An 18,806-nucleotide genomic window follows, 5' to 3' on the forward strand; every position below is an offset into this window, starting at 1 on the left:
AGGTCTTCCTCGTTATTCAGCGGCCTCAAGGCCGTCGCTTCCCAGTATCGGCAGCTGCATCTCAAACACTGCACCGCCGTGCTGGCTGTTGCGGGCGGTCAGCCGCCCGCCATGGTCGTTCACGATACCGGACGAGATAGCAAGACCCAACCCAACCCCGTCGCCGGGCTGCTTGGTCGTATAGAACGGTTCAAACAGGTTCTCGATATTTTCGATCCCGTGACCATTGTCGCGCACAGTCAGTACCGCCGTATCGCCGGCAGCCAGGATGATTTCCACATCCGGTTCTGATACTGATTTGGTGGCGTCCAGCGCATTGCGCAAGAGGTTCACCATAACCTGTTCGATCCGCATCCGGTCCCCCATAACGATGACGGCTTCTTCGGGCAGGATCTGCGTGATCTTGACATGTCGTTGACGCAGCTGCGGCTCCATCATTGAGAGACTGGCAGCGAGCGCTTCGCTAAGGTTTACAGGGGAAAACGCATCGGCGCCCTTGCGTGCATAAGACTTGAGCTGCCGCGTGATCGCCCCCATCCGTTCGATCAAACCGTCGATGCGGCCAAAGCTGGCCAGCGCCTCTTCGGGGCGATTTCTGCGCAACAACAGACGGGCCCCGGCCAGGTAGGTCTTCATTGCAGCCAGTGGTTGATTCAACTCGTGACTGACGGCAGCAGACATCTCGCCCAAGGCGGCAAGTTTCGAGCTTTGCGCCAACGTTTGCTCGGCAACTTCCAGTGTCTTTTCAACCCTTTCCCGCTCAGCGATTTCCCGCTGTAGCCTTGCGTTCAATGCGCGAAGCTCTGCCGACTCGCGCTGGAACAATGCCATTCGCAACGTGGCCCTGCGGCTGAGCGCGTAAAAGGCCAGCGCCAGAAGAATCGCAAACCCCATGATTTCCAGCGCCAGAACGCTGTTCACCTTTTCACGGATCGACGCATAAGTGGTGAATGATGTCATCTGCCAGCCGCGGAATGGAATCCGTGTCTGCATCCGCATCACCGCCTCACCTTGCAGGTAGGCGTCAGGCGGCAGTGCGGTCCAATCGGTGGTGGCCCGGATGGCACGCTCGATTGCGCCTTGCGGGGGCTGCCGTAGCATCGCCTCGCCCTCTTCCAGGCCGCGCCATTGTGGTTCGGTCGACAAGATGATCCGGCCGGTGCTGTCCGCCACCATCACCGCATCCGAAATCCCGGCCCAGGCGCTTTCGAACTTCTGCAGATCAACCTCGACTACGATGACCCCAAGGTTCTCGGCATTGGCGTCAATCCTGCGCGAATAGACAAAACTGTAGCCTCCGGCCTCCTTTTCACTGACTGTGAAAATCGTTGCGTTCGAGCGGACAGCGTCAATGAAATAGGGCGAACTCCGATGCGCTTCGCCCAGCCGGTTCCTGTCGGTTGCAGCGACCGTGCGACCATCGCCATCCAGCAACATCAACGAGGCCGCGCCGATTTCTTCAACAAACGAGATCAGCCGCTGTGTAGACAGCGAATAGTCACTGGACTGCAGCGCAGAAATCAACGTGGGATCCCGCGACAGCAGCTGTGGAACAATGGCGTTCCTGCGCAGCTCGCTCAGCAGGTTTCCAGAGTATAGCGCAAGCCGCAGTTCAGCCCGATTTCGAGTGGATTCTGTGAACCTGTCTGTCAACAGACGGTTGGTGATCCAGACCGTCGAAACGGTTGCCACCAGCAAAATCAGGACGGCAACACGAAGCCGCCAGCCCAGCGGCGCACCCCGGAACGGTTTTGTCAAAACAGACCAGACAGATTGATCGGCGGAACTCATCCCGGAAAATTACGCGTGCTTTGTGGCAAGCTCAAGTCACGCGGGTGCGAGAGCCCCTGACAATGCGCGAAACAATGCCGTTCCATCTGTGCCGCCATGGCCTTCGTCGGCGGCACGTTCGGGATGAGGCATCATACCAAGGACCCTGCGGTTCTCGGACAGGATACCAGCGATATCACCGGCCGAGCCGTTTGGATTCTCGGTATAGGTGAATGCGATCCGGTCCTGATCCCGAAGCGTGGACAAAATAGCATCATCGGCGAAGTAGTTTCCGTCGTGATGGGCGATCGGAATGCCGATCACATCACCTGCATTGTAGCCTTGGGTGAACGCGCTGTCGCTGGTTTCGACCTTCAACCCAACGGTCTTGCAGATGTATTTCAGACCAGCATTACGCAGCAACGCACCAGGTAGAATGCCGGTTTCCGTCAGAATCTGGAACCCATTGCAGACCCCTACCGCATAGCCGCCACGTTTGGTGTGGTCGACAACGGCCTGGCAGATCGGCGACTGCGCCGCAATGGCCCCGCAGCGCAGGTAGTCACCATAGGAAAACCCACCCGGAACGCCAACGATATCGATCCCCTCTGGCAGTGCGGCGTCTTTATGCCAGACCATATCGACCTGAAACCCCGCCTGTTCAAAAGCGACTGCAAGGTCCCGATCACAGTTAGAACCGGGGAAAACGATGACGGCTGCACGCATTGCGGGCCCTCCTACGAGACTAAATCGGTGACCACAGCAACACCGGACGGCGTCAGCAGGTCAACGGCGGCAAGATTTTCACTTACCTGTTTCAAAGTTGTATTTGGCGCTGCCGGCATCCGGTCAGACCAGTTCGATCTCGTAGCGTTCGATGACAGTGTTGGCCAACAGCTTTTCGCACATGTCGGTCACATCGGCCTCGGTCGCGCCATCGGCCAGTTCAAGGTCAATCACCTTGCCCTGACGTACACCTTCGACCTGATCAAAGCCCATGGCGCCCAATGCGTGACGCACGGCCTCGCCTTGCGGGTCAAGAACCCCGGTCTTCAGCATCACATGCACCCGTGCTTTCATTCCTGCAACTCCAGCTGAGGGCCATAGTTCCAGGCCCGTTCCGTTGCGCGGGGGATAGCGTGCCAAGGGGCGTTCGACAACCCTGTTTGCGCCGCAGGGCTGGGCCTTTAACTGCCGCTACCAGATGTGAGCCCGGGATAATGCGTATCAATGGCGTTGAACACACCGGTCACCAGCATCTCTACCGCGACCGCCACTAGAATGATGGCCATGACCCGAGTGATGACATTGATCATCGTCGGTCCCAAAAACCGCGAGATCGGATCAGCAAACAACAGCCCTATTCCAACCACTGCACAGGCGATCAAAACAGCCAACCCAAGGGTTACGATAGCCTCACCATCGGTAAGCGTGTGAGCAAACACGATTGTCGTAGCGATGGTGCCCGGCCCGATGGTCAATGGGATCGCCAATGGAACCACGGCGATGCTGCTCTTTTTCAGGTGCCCGTGTTCTGCAGCCTGTTGATCGCCCGGCGCACGGTCTGAGGCGTTCATCATCGACATGCCCACGCCGAATATGATCAACCCACCAGCAATTCGGAACGAGGGGATGTCGATGCCAAATATCGCCAGTATCTTTTCACCAACCACCACAGACAAAAGCGCCACGACAACAATTGTTCCGGTAACCACCAACGCCACCTGTTTGCGTTCCGGCGCGCTGTAGCCCTCGGTCATTCCCAAAAAGATCGGGATACCGTAAAGCGGATTGAAAATCGCCAGCAAGGCGGCGAGGAACTTCAGAAACACCGCTTGGTCGAACAATTCAGCCATATTGAACGTCACCCTGTTCTATCCACTTGCCGTGTGAACCCGAGCCCGGCGGCAAGTCTTTCATGACGCGAAGTACAAAGAAAAAAGCGCAGCCTCAAGTGAAGCTGCGCGTTTGGACGTGATAACTCTGTCAATCGCTTAGTTTATCAGCGTTGGCTTAGCGACGTTTGTTTTGGGCAAGACGCCCAGACGACGGGCCACTTCGGAATAAGCATCGGTAAGATTGCCCAGATCGCGACGGAACACATCTTTGTCCAGCTTCTCGCCGGTTTCGATGTCCCACAGGCGGCAGCTGTCGGGGCTGATCTCATCGGCAATGATCAGACGCTGGAAATCCCCTTCGTAAACACGGCCGATCTCGATCTTGAAATCAACGAGGCGAATGCCGACACCGAACATCACACCGCTCATGAAATCGTTCACGCGCAGCGCCAGGCTCAGGATGTCTTCCATGTCCTGCTGGCTGGCCCAGCCAAAGGCGGCGATATGTTCTTCGCTGACCAGAGGATCCCCCAGCGCATCGTCCTTATAACAGTATTCGACAATCGGACGCGGCAGTTGCGTACCCTCGGCGATGCCCAGACGTTTCGACATGGTTCCTGCGGCGTAATTGCGTACGATCACTTCCAACGGAACGATTTCGCAGCTGCGCACCAGCTGTTCACGCATGTTCAGACGGCGGATAAAATGGGTGGGCACACCGATCTGAGTGAGGCCGTTCATGAAAAACTCGCTCAGGCGGTTGTTCAGGACACCCTTGCCGTCGATCACGTCTTTTTTCTCGGCGTTAAAGGCGGTGGCATCATCCTTGAAATACTGAACGATCGTACCCGGTTCAGGGCCTTCATAAAGAATCTTGGCCTTACCTTCATAGATTTTCTTGCGACGCGCCATAAGCGACCTTTCCAGTCTGTCGAGCGGGAATGAGTCCCCTCACGTTAGCGCCCTCTTAATCTAAGCCCCCCTTTCCCGCAAGTTCACCGACCCGAGAGGCTTTGACACAGCGCAAATCCCTTGCACCCAAGGCGTCGTATAGTCATATCATCAGGAAAGAACATGCAATCCAAGGGGTCCCCAACCAATGACCACATTCGACGAACGTGAAGCCGCGTTTGAAAACAAATTCGCCCATGACGAAAAGATGCAGTTCATCGCACGGATGCGCCGCAACCGGTTTATGGCGGTTTGGGCTTCGGCGCTGAAGGGCGAAACTGTGGAACAGGCGCGCGCCTACGGGCAGGAACTTGTTCACACCGACCTTCAAAATGTCAGCGAAGACGATGTTGTTGAGGCTGTAAAAGGCTACTTGGGCAATCTGGCGGATGAAACTAAAATCCGTGAAAAGATGGTCGAACTGCTGGTTGAAGCCAAGGAACAAGTGATGGCGGAAGCCGAATCCTGAGACCCTAGCTACAAGCCTCATGATCATCATGAGATTTATGAATTTGATTTGACGCCCCTGTCATGAGACACGGGGCGTCTGTTATTTGTACTGGCCGCTCCTGGGCCTCTTCCCGGAATATCCCAATGACAAACGCACTGAACACCTTTTTGGAAACCAACGAAACCATCCTTGCCGATGGGGCCACAGGGACCAATCTGTTCAATATGGGCCTGCAATCGGGGGATGCGCCCGAACTGTGGAACGTAGACGCGCCCGACAAGATCCGTGCCCTGTACCAGGGATCGGTTGATGCGGGCAGCGATCTGTTCCTGACCAATACCTTTGGCGGTACGTCCGCACGGCTCAAGCTGCACGAGGCGCAGAACCGGGTGGCCGAGTTGAACCGCATCGGGGCCGAACTTGGCCGCGAAGTGGCGGATCAGGCCGGGCGTCCTGTGATCGTTGCCGGATCGGTCGGTCCGACCGGTGAGATCATGCAACCTGTTGGCAGCTTGTCCCACGCAGAGGCCGTTGAAATGTTTCACGAACAGGCCGATGCGCTGAAAGCCGGTGGTGTGGATGTTCTGTGGCTGGAAACCATCAGCGCACCCGAAGAATTCCGCGCCGCAGCCGAAGCTTTTGCCCTGGCCGACATCCCCTGGTGCGGCACCATGAGCTTTGATACCGCCGGGCGCACTATGATGGGCGTGACATCGTCCGATCTTGCGCTGCTGGTCGAAACCCTGCCCAACCCGCCGGTCGCCTTTGGTGCGAATTGCGGCACCGGAGCGTCGGACATCTTGCGCACCGTGTTGGGGTTTGCGGCACAGGGAACCGAACGGCCTGTGGTGTCAAAAGGCAATGCCGGGATTCCGAAGTATGTAGATGGCCACATCCACTACGACGGCACGCCCGAATTAATGGGCGAATACGCTGCCATGGCCCGGGATACAGGCGCCACCATCATCGGCGGGTGCTGCGGCACGATGCCGGCGCATCTGCGCAAGATGCGCGAGGCGTTGGATACCCGCCCCCGAGGCACGCGGCCAACGCTGGACCAGATTACGGATGCGCTGGGGCCATTTTCGTCGGCGTCAGACGGCACCGGTGAAGATGCCGCGCCCGAGCGGCGCACTCGCAGGCGCCGCCGCGCATAACGCTTTTAACGCCCTTCGAATTTCGGAGGGCGTTTTTGCATGAAAGCTACAACGCCTTCGGAAAAGTCCCGCGACCGTCCGCATTCGCCCTGCAAATGCGCCTCTTTGGCCAGTTGCTGAGGCAAATTGTTGTCATAGGTGCCACGGATTGCCTGTTTGATCGCGCCAAATCCGGCTGTCGGGCCCTTGACCAAATACTCTGCCCGTTTGCGCCAATGGGATTGGAACGCATCGTCGGCCACAGCTTCCCAGATCAAACCCCATTCATCCGCTTGCCGCGCACTGATCTTATCGGCAAACAACGCTGCACCCATGGCTTTGGCAAACCCCATCTGACGAGGCATGAACCATGTGCCGCCCGCGTCAGGCAACAGGCCAATGCGGGCGAAAGCCTGCAGGAAATAGGCGCTTTCGGTTGCGATCACGACGTCCGCGCAAAGCGCAACGTTGGCCCCTGCCCCCGCCGCGGGTCCGTTGACCGCAGCAATCGTTGGAACGGGGCAATTGTAAATTGTCTCCAGCATCGGCTCGTATTCGTCGCGCAGCGTCCGTTCGAGGTCGATTTTACCGGTGCTCGAGGCATCGCCCAGATCCTGTCCGGAACAAAAAGCGGGTCCTGCGCCTGTCAGAACAACGGCACGAGCATGGCGCGCGGCGTGTTTCATGGCATGCGTAATCTCGGCCCGCATCTGTGCTGTCATGGCATTCATTTTGTCCGGCCGGTTCAGGGTGACAACCGCTAAATCGTCCGTAACGTCCAACAGGACCTCTTCGTATTCCATCAACGCCTCCGGGGATCTGAATTTGCCAGAACCCTGAACTATATAGCGGCAAAGGAAAAGATGAACCCTGGGTCATTCCTCGAGAATCTGGCGCAGGCGCTCCTTCTCGGCCTCGCTGAGGGCGTCGTTGCCGCCAGCGGGTTGGGCCTGAGATCTCTTGCGCAGAAAGCTCCACCCCACGGCGGCTGCGATCAGCAACATGATCGGTCCTGCAAGCCACAGCATCAGGTTTGACCCTGTCACCGTGGGCTTCAGCAACACGTATTCGCCATACCGATCCACGATAAAGGCAATAGCCTGCTTGTCGGTGTCACCGGCCACAAGCCGCTCGCGCAGCAGCAATCGCAGGTCACGGGCCAATTCGGCGTTGCTTTCATCGATGCTCTCGTTGCGGCAGACGAGGCAGCGCAAGCCGGTGCTCAGATCACGGGCGCGCTGTTCCAGAACCGGATCATTCAGTACTTCGTCAGGTTGGACGGCGAACAAAGGCGATGCAATCAGCGCAAAGATAAGGACCAGACGTTTCATTCCGCAGGTACCCCTCCAGCAGGAGCCTTGCGCGCACCGGCAGCGACACGGAACCGTCTGTCAGACAAGCTGAGCAGCCCACCCAGAGCCATCAGGATACACCCGCCCCAGATCCAATTTGCCAGGGGTTTGATATACGTCCGCATAACCCAGCCGCCATCAGCTTGCTGATCGCCGATAACCACATAGAGGTCCCGCAAAAAGCGGTAGTCGATGGCCGCTTCGGTGGTTGGCATGCGCGCTACCGGATAGTCGCGCTTTTCCGGATGGAGCGTACCAATGGTCCGCCCGTCCTGCTGCACCAGAACATCGGCGGTGGTCGAGAAGTAGTTAGGTCCCTCGACGTTGCGGACATCCTCCAGTGTCAGAGTGAATTGACCAACCTCAAAAGGTTGACCCGGCTGCGCGACGCGGATGTCTTCAACCTCCCACGCGGTCAGACCAGCGATAGCGAACATGGTCACGCCCATGCCGGTATGGGCCACGGCCTTGCCCCAATCCGCCCCGGGCAGACGGAACAGGCGATGGAAACTGCCCTTGCGGCCCGTACGACTCCAGAGATCAACGATAGCGCCAAAGGTGATCCATGCGCCCAAAAACAGCCCAATCGGGCCCAGAGCGCTGCGTTCAGTCTGCATCACCCAGACCAGCAATGCCAAGGCAACCGCCAACACAAAGGCGTAGCGCAATGAAAAGGCTGCTTTGCCGATTTTGCCCCGTTTCCACGGCAGCATCGCCCCCACCGGCATTGCGATGCCCAATGCAATCATGAACGGTGTAAAGGCGGCGTTGAAAAACGGTGCCCCGACCGAGAGTTTGCGGTCAAAGGCCATCTCAGCCACCATCGGCCACATCGTCCCGAAAAACACCACGAAACAGCTGACGGCCAGCAGGACGTTGTTCAGAACCAGCGCGCTTTCGCGGCTGACCATACCAAAAACGCCTTTGGCCTCCATCGCCTGCGCACGAGCGGCAAACAGTGTCAGTGCACCTCCGATGAAGATAACCAGAATAAACAGGATGAACACACCGCGCTCCGGGTCATTGGCAAAGGCATGGACCGATGTCAGCAGCCCGGACCGCACAATGAACGTCCCGATCAGAGAAAACCCGAACGCGATGATCGCCAGCAGGATAGTCCAGCTTTTCAGCGCCTCGCGTTTTTCAACCACAATGGCCGAATGCAGCAACGCAGCAGCCAACAACCATGGCATGAATGACGCATTTTCCACCGGATCCCAGAACCAGAAACCGCCCCAGCCAAGCTCGTAATAGGCCCACCAGGACCCCAGCGCGATACCAATGGTCAGGAAAATCCAGGCGGCAAGTGTCCAGGGCCTTACCCACCGACCCCAAGCTGCGTCAACGCGCCCCTCGATCAGGGCGGCAACCGCAAAGCTGAACGCCATGCTGAGGCCAACGTAACCCAGATACAGAAACGGTGGATGGAAAGCCAAACCGGGATCCTGCAGCAGCGGGTTCAGGTCCCGCCCATCAAACGGGGCAACGATCAGCCGGTCGAACGGGTTTGAGGTGAACAGAATAAAGGCAAAGAATGCCACAGCAATCGCTGACTGAACTGCTAAAACCCTGGCTTTCAGCGTTGGCGGCAGACCACCACCAAACACCGCAGCCATGGCCCCAAACAGCGAAACGATGAGGACCCATAACAGCATCGAGCCCTCGTGGTTGCCCCATGTCCCACTGATCTTGTAAAGCATCGGTTTGGCGGAATGGCTGTTTTCGACCACGATCCGAAGCGAAAAATCGGACGTAACAAACGCCCAAACCAGCACCCAAAAGGAAAACCCCACCAGCAGGAACTGAATGATCGCCGCAGGTTCGGCGAATGACATCCACCCCGGCCACCGCTTGGCAGCACCGATAAGGGGAACAACCGATTGCACGATCGCAACCAGAAAGGCGAGTATCAGGGCGAAGTGGCCAAGTTCTGTAATCATGGCCTTGGATATAATCCTGTTGCCCGGCAAGCACCAATCACTTTCGCCCCCTTCGGGGCGAGCATAGTGTCGCGGGTTAAGCTGCACGGCTGCTTCGCCAATCCTCCAGCGCGCGATTTTCCTCTGGGTGGGCCGCTTCTTCTGCCAAAACCGCGTCTGTGCCCGGATCCGCTGCGCCCACGCTGTCGGCGCGCAATTTACTCAGCGCTTCAAGATTTCGCATCACCTGAGGCGTGCGTTGCATCGTAACCGATATCTCGCGCTGCAAGTCCTGAACCTTGGTCTGATGCCGCGCGCCGAAGTAAAATGACACAACGACCCCCAGCAGCCACCATAGTGGTTCCGGCACCAACGCAATTCCCTGCATCCTTGCAGTAAACCACAGCGGGTCGACCATCGCCGCACCAAACAGACCTAGAGTCCCCAACGCCATCGCTGGCCGTGGCAGCCGGTTGAGGCCATCCATAAACCGATCAAACGCGCCCTTAGTCGGTGCTTGAAACTCTGACGCAAACTGCGCCATCGCCTGATGTTGACGGGTAAGGTTGCGTTCGGCACCTTTTTCAGCGTTTTCCCGAAAAACTTCGGCGGTTTCGCGAACGACATTGCGTCCGCCGCCAAACAGAAACGCCAATACGTTCGAGATCAATCCCATCCTGCTACCCTCTTTCGAAATTCCGCGTCGCTAAAGTGATAAGCAGGTGAGATGAATTCCTCGGCCCGCCGAATCCAACCGCCTTTTCCACCCGCCCGGCTCCGAGCATACTTGCGCGAGGACCGCCGGCGGTCGGCCAGACGGAAGTAATAGTTCCGTCGCGCCACCCCATAAGCATCGCGCAGGGCCATTGGTTCCGGCACAGCGGCGCTTTGACAGGCTTGTGCTGTTTCCGGGCCTACAAGCCCGTCCACAGTGACGCCGAATCCCATGTCTTGCAGCAGCTTTTGCAGAATTTTCACTGCCTGTGCGCCTGCATTGACGTACATGTCGAACACTGAGTCTTGCAGGACCTCGGGCAGCAATCCCAGTCGCGGCTGCTCAAAGTAGTGACGCACAAACACATCAACAGCCTTAGATTTACTAAGCAAGCGCACATCAGACCGGTCAATGTGCCCATCCCCTGACAGGTCCAGCCCCAGGCGCCGCATGGTATGAATGGTCACACCGAATTTGGTCGCCCCGCCGGGATCATCGGGATCGTCGACAAATCCACCTTCGCGCGCCACGATTTCCGTCGCAATCCGTCGAACCGTCTGCATCTCACCCTCCGCCGTTGATATGATCAAACGCTGGGGCAAGCTGGTTAAGAAGGGGCAATTAGAAAGGGCGGTGCATGTCCTGAACACGCAACGCCCTTTTCAGACTATCGCTTTGAGTTGTGTTTCAACCCTCGCCGGCCTCTTTGTAGACGCCTTGCTCTTTCAGGGCATCCACGACCTCTTTTGGCATATAGGTCTCATCATGTTTCGCGAGGATTTCAGTGGCAACAAACACACCGTCCACATAAGATCCGGTGCCCACCATCCCCTGATTTTCGGTAAACAGGTCCGGCAACACGCCAGTAAACGCCACGGGCACGCTTTCGCCGCCATCGGTCACCACAAACTGCACCGTCTCACCTTGTCCGCGAATGATCGAGCCTTCCTCGACCAGACCGCCGATGCGAAATACCTCGGTCGGTTTGGGTGGTTCGGCGATCACCTGACTGGGCGAGCGGAAAAAGTTGATCCCGTCCCGCATCGCATAGCCGATCAACGCTGTAGACAAGGCCAGAGCCACGACTGCCAACACGATAACTTGGACACGACGACGTTTCTTGAGCGTTTTCATACCGTCCTCACGGGAACAAAGGGGCCATCATCAGCCCCTGGGTTTCAGTCTCACCTAACATCAGGTTGGCATTCTGCAAGGCTTGGCCGCTGCTACCTTTTGTCAGGTTATCCAACGCACCGACGACAATGGCGCGACGCTCGATCCTGTCGGCAACCACACCGATATGGCAAAAGTTCGAGCCCCGCACATGGTGCGTCGACGGGGTTTCGCCAAACGGGAGCATTTGGATAAACGGTTCATTTTCATAAGCATTTAACAGCGTTTCATACACACTTGTCGGATCGCCTTTGACATAAGCCGTGGCCAGAATGCCCCGATTGGCCGGGATCAGATGCGGCGTGAACTGTACGTGCACGGTGCGTCCGGCCAAGGTCGAGAACTCCTGATCGAACTCACCCAAGTGACGGTGCGTTCCACCGACAGCATAGGCACTGTAGCCTTCACTCAGTTCTGCATACAGCAGGTTTTCCTTTAGCGAACGGCCAGCGCCGGACGCAGCGCATTTCAGGTCCAGAACGATATCGTCAAGATCAATCACCCCGGCCGAAATCAACGGCCGCAGTACATACTGCCCTGTAGCCGCATTACAGCCGGTACCCGCCACCAGACGCGCAGAGCGGACATCGTCACGATAGAACTCTGTCAGACCGTAGACGGCCTCTTGCTGCTGCTCTAGCGCGGCATGCGGGTTGCCGTACCATTTTTCGTACTCATCCGCGTCACGTAGCCGGAAATCCGCTGACAAATCGACAACCTTTAGTGTCTTCGGCAGGTCGCGGATAACCTCCTGGCTTGTTTTGTGCGGCAAGGCGCAAAAGCACAGATCTATCTGCGAGAAATCAATTTCCGCGATTTTGCAGAGATCCGGCAGGTTCATGTGGCGCAGATGCGGAAAGACCTGCGCCATCGACTGACCCGCCTTTCGCTCGGCGGCCAGGGCGGCGATGGTCAAATTCGGGTGCTCGGCGATCAGCCGCACCAGTTCGGCGCCGGTATAACCGGATGCACCCAGAATTGCGATTTTGTGGGTCATGTTAGACCTCTCGTTCAGTGTGTCACATGTCACGACCGCCGATGTGACGGTCTTTGAGTTAAGGAATGAGAAAGGCGCAGTCCTTGACCGAAGTCAGACGGCCTGAAACGAGATATGTCGTCGGAGGAATTGTGTCGCCCGGTCGCTGACAAATTCCGGCTTGCCGGTCGTCAGATAGCCACCCGAACCTGCCCCCATCATTTTTGGATGGCGTTCCAAGTAGTCCGCCAGACTTTCAGCTACCAGATCACCCTGGCTGAACACCTGCACATCCGGACCCAACGCTTTCTGGAAAGCTTCGGCCATCAACGGGTAATGGGTACACCCCAGAATTGCAGCCTGCGGTTCTGGCATTTTGCGTCTCAGCGCATCCACATGGCTGCGCACCAAGGCCTCGGCCAGGATCATGTCACCGTCTTCTATGGCATCAACCACTCCGCCACAGGCCTGTGCCTCGACATCCACACCAATGGCGCGAAAAGCCAGTTCGCGTTGAAACGCCCGGCTGGACACGGTCGCAGGCGTTGCAAACAGCGCCACGTGTTTGACCGCCACTTCGCGCGGCGGGCTGTTGTCGCCCCATTGCCGTTCGGTCAGCGCCTCGATCAGTGGTACAAAGACCCCCAAGACCCGCTTGCCTTCGGGAACGCCTTCTTCCTGCATCCGGCGCAGCGCCGCGGCGCTGGCGGTATTGCAGGCCAGAATCACCAAATCACAGCCCCTGTTCCACAGATCCGTCACAGCACCGCGCGTCAGGTCATAGATGTTTTCCGCGTCGCGCACACCATAAGGCGCGTGAACATTGTCCGCGAAATACAGGAAATCCACGTCCGGCAGACGTTTCTGCGCGGCGTCCAGAACGGTGAGACCGCCCAAACCAGAATCAAAGATGCCTACTGCCATTTGCCCCTTTAGGCGCGATGCCGTTCCTCAAATTCATAGCCGTAGTCATATGACTCCAACGGCGTTGGGGACAGCTCATACGTGGCTTTGCGCAAGAAATCCATCATCTTGCGCGTGTCCTTGCCCATCGGGTCCAGAACGTCGCGACCGATGGGTTCACCGATCACGACTTTGACCGGTGTATCAACGCGCTTTTTGAACTCTTTGATCAGCAAACCCATGCGCAGAGTGTTGTGCAGATGGCTGGCAATCTGAAACAGGCGCGAGGTGTGGCCGTCAAAAAACACCGGAACAACCGTGGCGTAGGATTTGGCTACCATCCGTGCCGTGAACCCGCGCCACCCTGGATCCATCGGGTAGGAAAACGGTTTAACCGCCGTGCTGACCGTGCCGCCAGGGAATATCCCGATCGCACCGCCCTCGCCCAGGTAATTCAACGCCGTTTTCCGGGTATCGAGGTTCAGCTTCATTGCCTCTTTGGTTGCATCGAACGAGATTGGCAGAACGATACGGTTCAGATCTTCGGCCTTGCGAAAGACGTGGTTGGCTAGAATGCGAAAATCTCCGCGTGCCTGCGCCAGCATATGGCCCATCATCAAACCGTCAAGAATACCATAGGGATGGTTGGCAATCAGGATCAGCGGGCCGTCTTTTGGGATGTTGGACAACGACCCACCGACCACGTCCAGCGTCAGACCATAGCGTTCGACGATCACTTCCCAGAAATCGCGTCCCTGGGCAACCTCTTGCTCATACCCGTCGGCACGTTTGATTAGGCGCATGCGCCCGGTCGTGTTCTCCATCAGTTTGATCACCATACGTCCGCCTTTGGTTTCGGCAGAATAGGCGTAGGAAATGTCACGAACGACATGACGGCGCGAGGGCATTCTGGTCTCCGTAGGTTGTTGCCTGCAGGATAGGCGTAAGCAACAAATTTGCCTAGGGATCGTGACATTCCTGTGACGATTTACTCAGCGGCACTGCGCAGTTCCGGCCCTCCGTGACGAATAGTAGCCAGCAATTCCTCGCGTCGTTTCGCTGCTTTAGCCTCGTTGGCCTGTAGCACCGGACCGAACCCGCGAATATCCAGAGGCAACCGCGCCAGAGAGATCACAGCGTCGCGGGTTTGTGGGGTAACAAGCAACGTTACCTCTTTGATATCCCTCTCATATTGCTTGATCAAAGCTCGCTCCATCCGGCGCTCTGTGCTGTAACCAAAGATATCCAAAGGCGTCCCGCGAAGGACTTTCAGCTTGGCCAATACGCTCATCGGCCCCAGCATCCATTCGCCAAAAGCCTTCTTTTGCGGTCGCCCGTCGGGGCCTGATTTTCCAAGAATGGGCGGCGCGAGATGGAAGGTCATTTTGAAATCACCATCAAACTCGGCTGCAGCCTTATCGCGGCTGTCCTGCATCAGCCGGGCGACTTCGTATTCGTCCTTGTAGGATAACAGCTTATGATAGCCTTTTGCCACAGCCTCTTTCAGATCATCATCCTCGAACGTGTTGACCAACTTGTGATACCGTTTGGCCAGACCCGCATTTTGATAAGCCGTCAGGTGTTGGGCCCTATGGTCGATCACTTGTTCCAAAGTTTTGGGCAATTCCGCCACGTTAGGCTCTAGAATCTCTGAGACTTCCTGAGGGTGCAAAACGGCCCATCTGCCGACGTCAAAGGCGCGTTTGTTACGCTCAATGGCGGTGCCGTTCAGCTCAATCGCCTGCAAAATGGCGCTGTGGCTGACCGGCAGCAAGCCCTGTTGCCAGGCCGCGCCAAAGATCATCATGTTGGAATAGATCGAGTCGCCCATCACCGCGCGCGCCAGATCGGTCGCATCAAACAGCGACACGCCTCCTTTCAGCCGCGCCTGCAGAGCCAGCTCCAACCGGTCACCTGGGATTTGGAACTCGGTATCGCGGGTGAAATCGCCGGTAACGGTTTCGTGGCTGTTCACTATGGCGCCCGTTTGGCCCGCCCGCGTCAGACCCAGGGTTTTGGCCCCCGCAGATACCACAAGGTCACCCCCGATCAGCGCATGCGCCTCACCCGTGGCGACGCGAATGGCGCTGATGTCTTCCGGATGGTTGGCCAGGCGGCAATGAATATGCACCGCGCCGCCTTTTTGGGCCAGTCCCGCCATCTCCATCATGCCGGCCCCTTTGCCGTCGATCTGTGCAGCTTGTGCCAACACCGCACCCAAGGTCACCACTCCTGTCCCGCCAACGCCAGTGATTACGACGTTATGCGTCCCGTTGATCTTGGGCAGAACGGGTTCGGGCAAGTCAGGCAGGTCAATCTCGGTGGTTGCTTCCTTGCGGATTTGCGCGCCTTCTAAGGTCACGAACGACGGGCAAAACCCTTTAACGCAAGAGAAATCCTTGTTGCAGCTGGACTGGTCAATCGCCCGCTTTCGGCCCAGTTCAGTCTCTTTTGGTACGATTGAGACGCAGTTCGACTGCACTCCGCAATCGCCACATCCTTCGCAGATATCGGTGTTGATAAAGACCCGTTTATCCGGATCCGGGAATGTGCCGCGCTTGCGGCGGCGTCGTTTTTCGGCAGCACAGGTCTGGACATACACGATGACCGAAACACCTTCGATTTCTCGAAACCGTTCCTGCACCTGCATCAAATCCGCGCGTTCGAACGTTTCGACGGCGGAAGGCAGCGCCTTGAAGTTCACATCTTCCTTTTCGTCATAGACCAAGGCCACGTGCTGAACACCCATGGCCGTGACCTCGGCCACGATCCGTTCTGAGGTCAGATCGCCCTCGTTCCCTTGCCCGCCGGTCATAGCGACCGCATCGTTGAACAGTATCTTGAACGTAATATTGGTGCCTGCCGACAAAGCCGCCCGGATCGCCTGAACACCTGAGTGGTTATACGTTCCGTCGCCTAAGTTCTGGAATACGTGATTTGTCGTCGAAAACGGCTCTTCCCCGATCCAGTTAGCACCCTCGCCGCCCATCTGGGTGAACCCGGTAGTGTTTCGATCCATCCACTGCACCATATAGTGACAGCCAATCCCCGCATAGGCGCGGCTGCCATCCGGCACTTTGGTCGAGCTGTTGTGAGGGCAGCCCGAACAGAAATACGGCAGGCGTGTCGCGATCTCTTCCGCGTTATCCGCTCGTCGCGCGTCCGACAGTTTCGCCAATCCGCCGCGCACGCCGTCGGTATCGCGGCCTTCTTCGATCAGAATTTCGCCCAGCTTCTCGGCGATCATGATCGGGTCCAGTGCGCCCCGGGTTGGAAACAGCTCCTCACGATGCAACGCGCCTGCCCCGCCTTTGTACCAGCCATACACCCGGCGGCCACGGCGGTCATCAAAGATGGCCTCTTTGACCTGAACCTCGATCAGTTTTCGCTTTTCTTCTACGATTACAATGAGATCCAAGCCTTCGGCCCAGTCGTGGAACCCGGTCATATCCAGCGGGAAGGTCTGCCCGATCTTGTAGGTGGTGATCCCCATCCGTTCGGCTTCGGCCTCATCAATATTCAGCAATGACATTGCATGGCTTAGGTCCAGCCAGTTTTTGCCCGCCGCAACAAAGCCGATCTTTGCGCCCGGTTTGCCCCACACCCGCTTGTCCATCTTGTTAACCCGCGAGAACGTCTCGGCCGCAAAACGTTTATAGTCGATGATCCGCGCCTCTTGCAGGTGCGGGGTGTCGCCCAGCCGGATGTTCAAACCTCCGTCGGGCATGTCGAACTGGGGCACCGACACCTTCATCCGGTCGGCACTGCCATCCACGACCGAAGTGACTTCGATCGTGTCTTTCATCGTCTTCAGCCCGACCCAGACGCCGGCAAACCTGCTGAGAGCGAAGCCGTAGATACCGTAATCCAGAATCTCTTGCACACCCGCCGGGCTGACAATCGGCATATACATGTCGACCAGGGACCATTCGGACTGATGCAACACGGTCGAGCTTTCGCCGGTGTGATCATCACCCATGGCCACCAAAACACCGCCATGTTCGGCAGTACCCGCCATATTCGCGTGGCGCATCACGTCGCCGGACCTGTCGACGCCCGGACCTTTGCCGTACCACAGGCCGAACACGCCATCGAACCGCCCGTCACCGCGCAGTCCAGCCTGCTGGCTGCCCCACAGCGCGGTGGCGGCCAAATCCTCGTTCAGGCCGTATTGAAAGGTGACGTCACTTTTCGTCAGGTGCTTATGCGCGCGCACCATCTGCTGATCCACTGCACCCAGCGGTGAGCCGCGATACCCGGTCACCAGCCCGGCTGTATTCAACCCGGCCTGCAAGTCGCGCGCCTTTTGCATCAGCATCAAGCGGACAAGCGCCTGAGTTCCGTTCAAAAGAACGGGATTTCTATCCAGATCGAAACGGTCATTGAGCGATATTTGTGGCTGACTCATCAGACGCCTCCCCTCGTCAGATCAGTGTGCTACGATTTTTTTCATTTTAGGTCATAAATATTGACCTGTATAGTCTTTATCCACTGAAACCTAAGGATTTCAAGGTTTGAATGTGGAAGTTGTTACCTATTTCATATAGGCAGTCCGAAAGAAAACGAAAGTTGCGGCGATGGATTGGGACAAGCTTAGAATATTTCACGCGGTGGCGGACGCAGGCAGTCTGACTCATGCGGGCGACAGGCTTAACCTGTCACAATCGGCAGTCAGCCGGCAAATCAGAGCGCTGGAAGAATCGCTTGATTCGACCCTGTTCCACCGCCATGCCCGCGGCCTGATCCTGACCGAACAGGGTGAGCTGCTTTTTGATGCAACCTCAGCAATGTCCAAACGTCTGGACGCCGCCGCCGCACGCATCCGCGACAGCGAGGAAGAGGTGTTTGGCGTCCTGCGCGTCACCACGACGTTTGGGTTTGGCACCTTATGGCTCGCCCCGCGCCTGCCCAAGCTCTATGAGCAGTACCCGGACCTGAACATTGATCTGATGCTGGAAGAACGCGTGCTGGATCTACCCATGCGCGAGGCAGACGTTGCCATCCGGATGAAAGAGCCCAGCCAGGCCGATCTGGTGCGCAAGCGGTTGATGACTGTTCAGATGCTGCTTTATGCAACGCCGGAATATCTGGGCGAAAGCGGACAGTTGGAGTCACTTGAGGATATCTCGAAACACAGGTTGATCTGCCAAACCCCGTCCGCGCCGCAGGTGGGGGCCAGCGCATCGATGGTTCGGCATTTGATGACCTACAATCCCAAATCGCTGCTGACGGTGAACAACTATTTTGGCGTATTACAGGGCGTTCTGCACAATCTGGGCATCGGATTGCTGCCAGATTACGTCACCCAGGATTTCCCGCACCTGTTGCCGATCCTGTCGGATATAGAAACCGCAGACGTGCCTGTGTACCTCGCCTACCCCGAGGAACTTCGTCATTCCAAACGCGTCGCTGCCTTCCGGGATTTCGTACAGGATGAAATCATCGCTCAGCGTAAGCAGCTGAAGCAAATGGGAAAACTCTAGCTATGCAGCGAGGTCATAGCGGGAATGTCCAAGGATCGGCCTGAAACATCTTGATCGTTCACAAACCGATCACTAAATGAGCAATCGAAGGCGGTGATGCTGTAACGCTCATCATCTTCATACCTCCCTGTTGGACTAC

General features: G+C 57.3%; 18 protein-coding genes. 3 read left to right on the top strand and 15 right to left on the bottom strand.

All coding sequences use genetic code 11. The annotated features are described in order from the left end of the window. Nucleotides 1-12: 12 nt before the first annotated feature. From SJY13_RS04120 to purC, 5 genes are all read right to left on the bottom strand, one after another. On the bottom strand, nt 13-1,791 hold the full coding sequence (locus SJY13_RS04120; RefSeq protein WP_085824078.1) for a sensor histidine kinase: 1,779 nt from the start codon (nt 1,789-1,791) through the stop codon (nt 13-15). A 36-nt stretch (nt 1,792-1,827) separates the two neighbouring features. Next, nucleotides 1,828-2,496 (bottom strand): phosphoribosylformylglycinamidine synthase subunit PurQ, encoded by a 669-nt coding sequence (gene purQ / locus SJY13_RS04125; protein WP_085824077.1) that lies wholly within the window; start codon nt 2,494-2,496, stop codon nt 1,828-1,830. Between the two features lie 123 nt (nt 2,497-2,619). After that, nucleotides 2,620-2,850: a phosphoribosylformylglycinamidine synthase subunit PurS gene (gene purS, locus SJY13_RS04130; RefSeq protein WP_377188005.1), complete on the bottom strand. Its 231-nt coding sequence runs from the start codon at nt 2,848-2,850 to the stop codon at nt 2,620-2,622. 107 nt (nt 2,851-2,957) lie between these two features. After that, entirely contained in the window at nt 2,958-3,626 is a 669-nt protein-coding gene (locus SJY13_RS04135) for a MarC family protein (RefSeq protein ID WP_377188008.1), read from the bottom strand. Nucleotides 3,627-3,764: 138 nt separating this feature from the next. Beyond that, a complete protein-coding gene (purC, locus tag SJY13_RS04140) occupies nt 3,765-4,520 on the bottom strand; it encodes a phosphoribosylaminoimidazolesuccinocarboxamide synthase (RefSeq protein ID WP_085824074.1) in 756 nt (251 codons plus the stop codon). Between the two features lie 187 nt (nt 4,521-4,707). Here purC and SJY13_RS04145 point away from each other — a divergent pair, with 187 nt between their 5' ends. Together SJY13_RS04145 and bmt are read left to right on the top strand one after the other, a co-directional pair. After that, nucleotides 4,708-5,028, top strand: a complete 321-nt coding sequence (locus SJY13_RS04145; protein WP_085824073.1) for a DUF1476 domain-containing protein — start codon at nt 4,708-4,710, stop codon at nt 5,026-5,028. Between the two features lie 125 nt (nt 5,029-5,153). Next, nucleotides 5,154-6,167, top strand: coding sequence for a betaine--homocysteine S-methyltransferase (gene bmt, locus SJY13_RS04150; RefSeq protein WP_377188012.1), 1,014 nt, complete (start codon nt 5,154-5,156; stop codon nt 6,165-6,167). A 5-nt stretch (nt 6,168-6,172) separates the two neighbouring features. On the opposite strand, the gene SJY13_RS04155 is transcribed toward bmt, so the two are convergent. The 10 genes from SJY13_RS04155 to SJY13_RS04200 all read right to left on the bottom strand — a co-directional run bounded on the left by SJY13_RS04155 (nt 6,173) and on the right by SJY13_RS04200 (nt 17,592). Beyond that, on the bottom strand, nt 6,173-6,949 hold the full coding sequence (locus tag SJY13_RS04155) for an enoyl-CoA hydratase-related protein (RefSeq protein WP_085824071.1): 777 nt from the start codon (nt 6,947-6,949) through the stop codon (nt 6,173-6,175). Nucleotides 6,950-7,021: 72 nt separating this feature from the next. Further along, on the bottom strand, nt 7,022-7,477 hold the full coding sequence (locus tag SJY13_RS04160; protein WP_377188015.1) for a cytochrome c-type biogenesis protein: 456 nt from the start codon (nt 7,475-7,477) through the stop codon (nt 7,022-7,024). Beyond that, nucleotides 7,474-9,438, bottom strand: a complete 1,965-nt coding sequence (locus tag SJY13_RS04165) for a heme lyase CcmF/NrfE family subunit (protein WP_377188018.1) — start codon at nt 9,436-9,438, stop codon at nt 7,474-7,476. Before SJY13_RS04165 ends, SJY13_RS04160 begins: the two co-directional genes overlap by 4 nt. 76 nt (nt 9,439-9,514) lie before the next feature. Then, the gene (locus SJY13_RS04170; protein WP_085824068.1) at nt 9,515-10,093 is read right to left on the bottom strand and encodes a holin family protein; all 579 of its coding nucleotides are present in this window, start codon (nt 10,091-10,093) and stop codon (nt 9,515-9,517) included. Then, nucleotides 10,084-10,695 carry a holin-associated N-acetylmuramidase gene (locus tag SJY13_RS04175; RefSeq protein ID WP_377188021.1) on the bottom strand — a complete coding sequence of 204 codons (612 nt, stop codon included), beginning with the start codon at nt 10,693-10,695 and terminating at the stop codon, nt 10,084-10,086. Before SJY13_RS04175 ends, SJY13_RS04170 begins: the two co-directional genes overlap by 10 nt. 124 nt (nt 10,696-10,819) lie before the next feature. After that, entirely contained in the window at nt 10,820-11,266 is a 447-nt protein-coding gene (ccmE, locus tag SJY13_RS04180; RefSeq protein ID WP_085824066.1) for a cytochrome c maturation protein CcmE, read from the bottom strand. A 7-nt stretch (nt 11,267-11,273) separates the two neighbouring features. Next, complete coding sequence (gene argC, locus SJY13_RS04185) at nt 11,274-12,302, bottom strand: N-acetyl-gamma-glutamyl-phosphate reductase (protein WP_377188024.1); 1,029 nt, start codon at nt 12,300-12,302, stop codon at nt 11,274-11,276. Between the two features lie 93 nt (nt 12,303-12,395). After that, entirely contained in the window at nt 12,396-13,205 is an 810-nt protein-coding gene (locus SJY13_RS04190; protein WP_377188027.1) for a glutamate racemase, read from the bottom strand. 8 nt (nt 13,206-13,213) lie between these two features. Then, complete coding sequence (locus SJY13_RS04195; protein ID WP_377188030.1) at nt 13,214-14,092, bottom strand: lysophospholipid acyltransferase family protein; 879 nt, start codon at nt 14,090-14,092, stop codon at nt 13,214-13,216. 80 nt (nt 14,093-14,172) lie between these two features. Further along, complete coding sequence (locus SJY13_RS04200; RefSeq protein ID WP_377188033.1) at nt 14,173-17,592, bottom strand: indolepyruvate ferredoxin oxidoreductase family protein; 3,420 nt, start codon at nt 17,590-17,592, stop codon at nt 14,173-14,175. Between the two features lie 169 nt (nt 17,593-17,761). Here SJY13_RS04200 and SJY13_RS04205 point away from each other — a divergent pair, with 169 nt between their 5' ends. Further along, nucleotides 17,762-18,667 carry a LysR family transcriptional regulator gene (locus tag SJY13_RS04205; protein ID WP_085824061.1) on the top strand — a complete coding sequence of 302 codons (906 nt, stop codon included), beginning with the start codon at nt 17,762-17,764 and terminating at the stop codon, nt 18,665-18,667. Nucleotides 18,668-18,806: the final 139 nt, after the last annotated feature.

The organism is Ruegeria meonggei (assembly GCF_042768335.1).
Lineage (GTDB): Bacteria > Pseudomonadota > Alphaproteobacteria > Rhodobacterales > Rhodobacteraceae > Ruegeria > Ruegeria meonggei.

Excerpts from the sequence above, each read along its gene's own strand:
- SJY13_RS04120 (WP_085824078.1), bottom strand. The coding sequence starts at position 1,791 with ATGAGTTCCGCCGATCAATCTGTCTGGTCTGTTTTGACAAAACCGTTC.
- purQ (WP_085824077.1), bottom strand. The coding sequence starts at position 2,496 with ATGCGTGCAGCCGTCATCGTTTTCCCCGGTTCTAACTGTGATCGGGAC.
- purS (WP_377188005.1), bottom strand. The coding sequence starts at position 2,850 with ATGAAAGCACGGGTGCATGTGATGCTGAAGACCGGGGTTCTTGACCCG.
- SJY13_RS04135 (WP_377188008.1), bottom strand. The coding sequence starts at position 3,626 with ATGGCTGAATTGTTCGACCAAGCGGTGTTTCTGAAGTTCCTCGCCGCC.
- purC (WP_085824074.1), bottom strand. The coding sequence starts at position 4,520 with ATGGCGCGTCGCAAGAAAATCTATGAAGGTAAGGCCAAGATTCTTTAT.
- SJY13_RS04145 (WP_085824073.1), top strand. The coding sequence starts at position 4,708 with ATGACCACATTCGACGAACGTGAAGCCGCGTTTGAAAACAAATTCGCC.
- bmt (WP_377188012.1), top strand. The coding sequence starts at position 5,154 with ATGACAAACGCACTGAACACCTTTTTGGAAACCAACGAAACCATCCTT.
- SJY13_RS04155 (WP_085824071.1), bottom strand. The coding sequence starts at position 6,949 with ATGGAATACGAAGAGGTCCTGTTGGACGTTACGGACGATTTAGCGGTT.
- SJY13_RS04160 (WP_377188015.1), bottom strand. The coding sequence starts at position 7,477 with ATGAAACGTCTGGTCCTTATCTTTGCGCTGATTGCATCGCCTTTGTTC.
- SJY13_RS04165 (WP_377188018.1), bottom strand. The coding sequence starts at position 9,438 with ATGATTACAGAACTTGGCCACTTCGCCCTGATACTCGCCTTTCTGGTT.
- SJY13_RS04170 (WP_085824068.1), bottom strand. The coding sequence starts at position 10,093 with ATGGGATTGATCTCGAACGTATTGGCGTTTCTGTTTGGCGGCGGACGC.
- SJY13_RS04175 (WP_377188021.1), bottom strand. The coding sequence starts at position 10,695 with ATGCAGACGGTTCGACGGATTGCGACGGAAATCGTGGCGCGCGAAGGT.
- ccmE (WP_085824066.1), bottom strand. The coding sequence starts at position 11,266 with ATGAAAACGCTCAAGAAACGTCGTCGTGTCCAAGTTATCGTGTTGGCA.
- argC (WP_377188024.1), bottom strand. The coding sequence starts at position 12,302 with ATGACCCACAAAATCGCAATTCTGGGTGCATCCGGTTATACCGGCGCC.
- SJY13_RS04190 (WP_377188027.1), bottom strand. The coding sequence starts at position 13,205 with ATGGCAGTAGGCATCTTTGATTCTGGTTTGGGCGGTCTCACCGTTCTG.
- SJY13_RS04195 (WP_377188030.1), bottom strand. The coding sequence starts at position 14,092 with ATGCCCTCGCGCCGTCATGTCGTTCGTGACATTTCCTACGCCTATTCT.
- SJY13_RS04200 (WP_377188033.1), bottom strand. The coding sequence starts at position 17,592 with ATGAGTCAGCCACAAATATCGCTCAATGACCGTTTCGATCTGGATAGA.
- SJY13_RS04205 (WP_085824061.1), top strand. The coding sequence starts at position 17,762 with ATGGATTGGGACAAGCTTAGAATATTTCACGCGGTGGCGGACGCAGGC.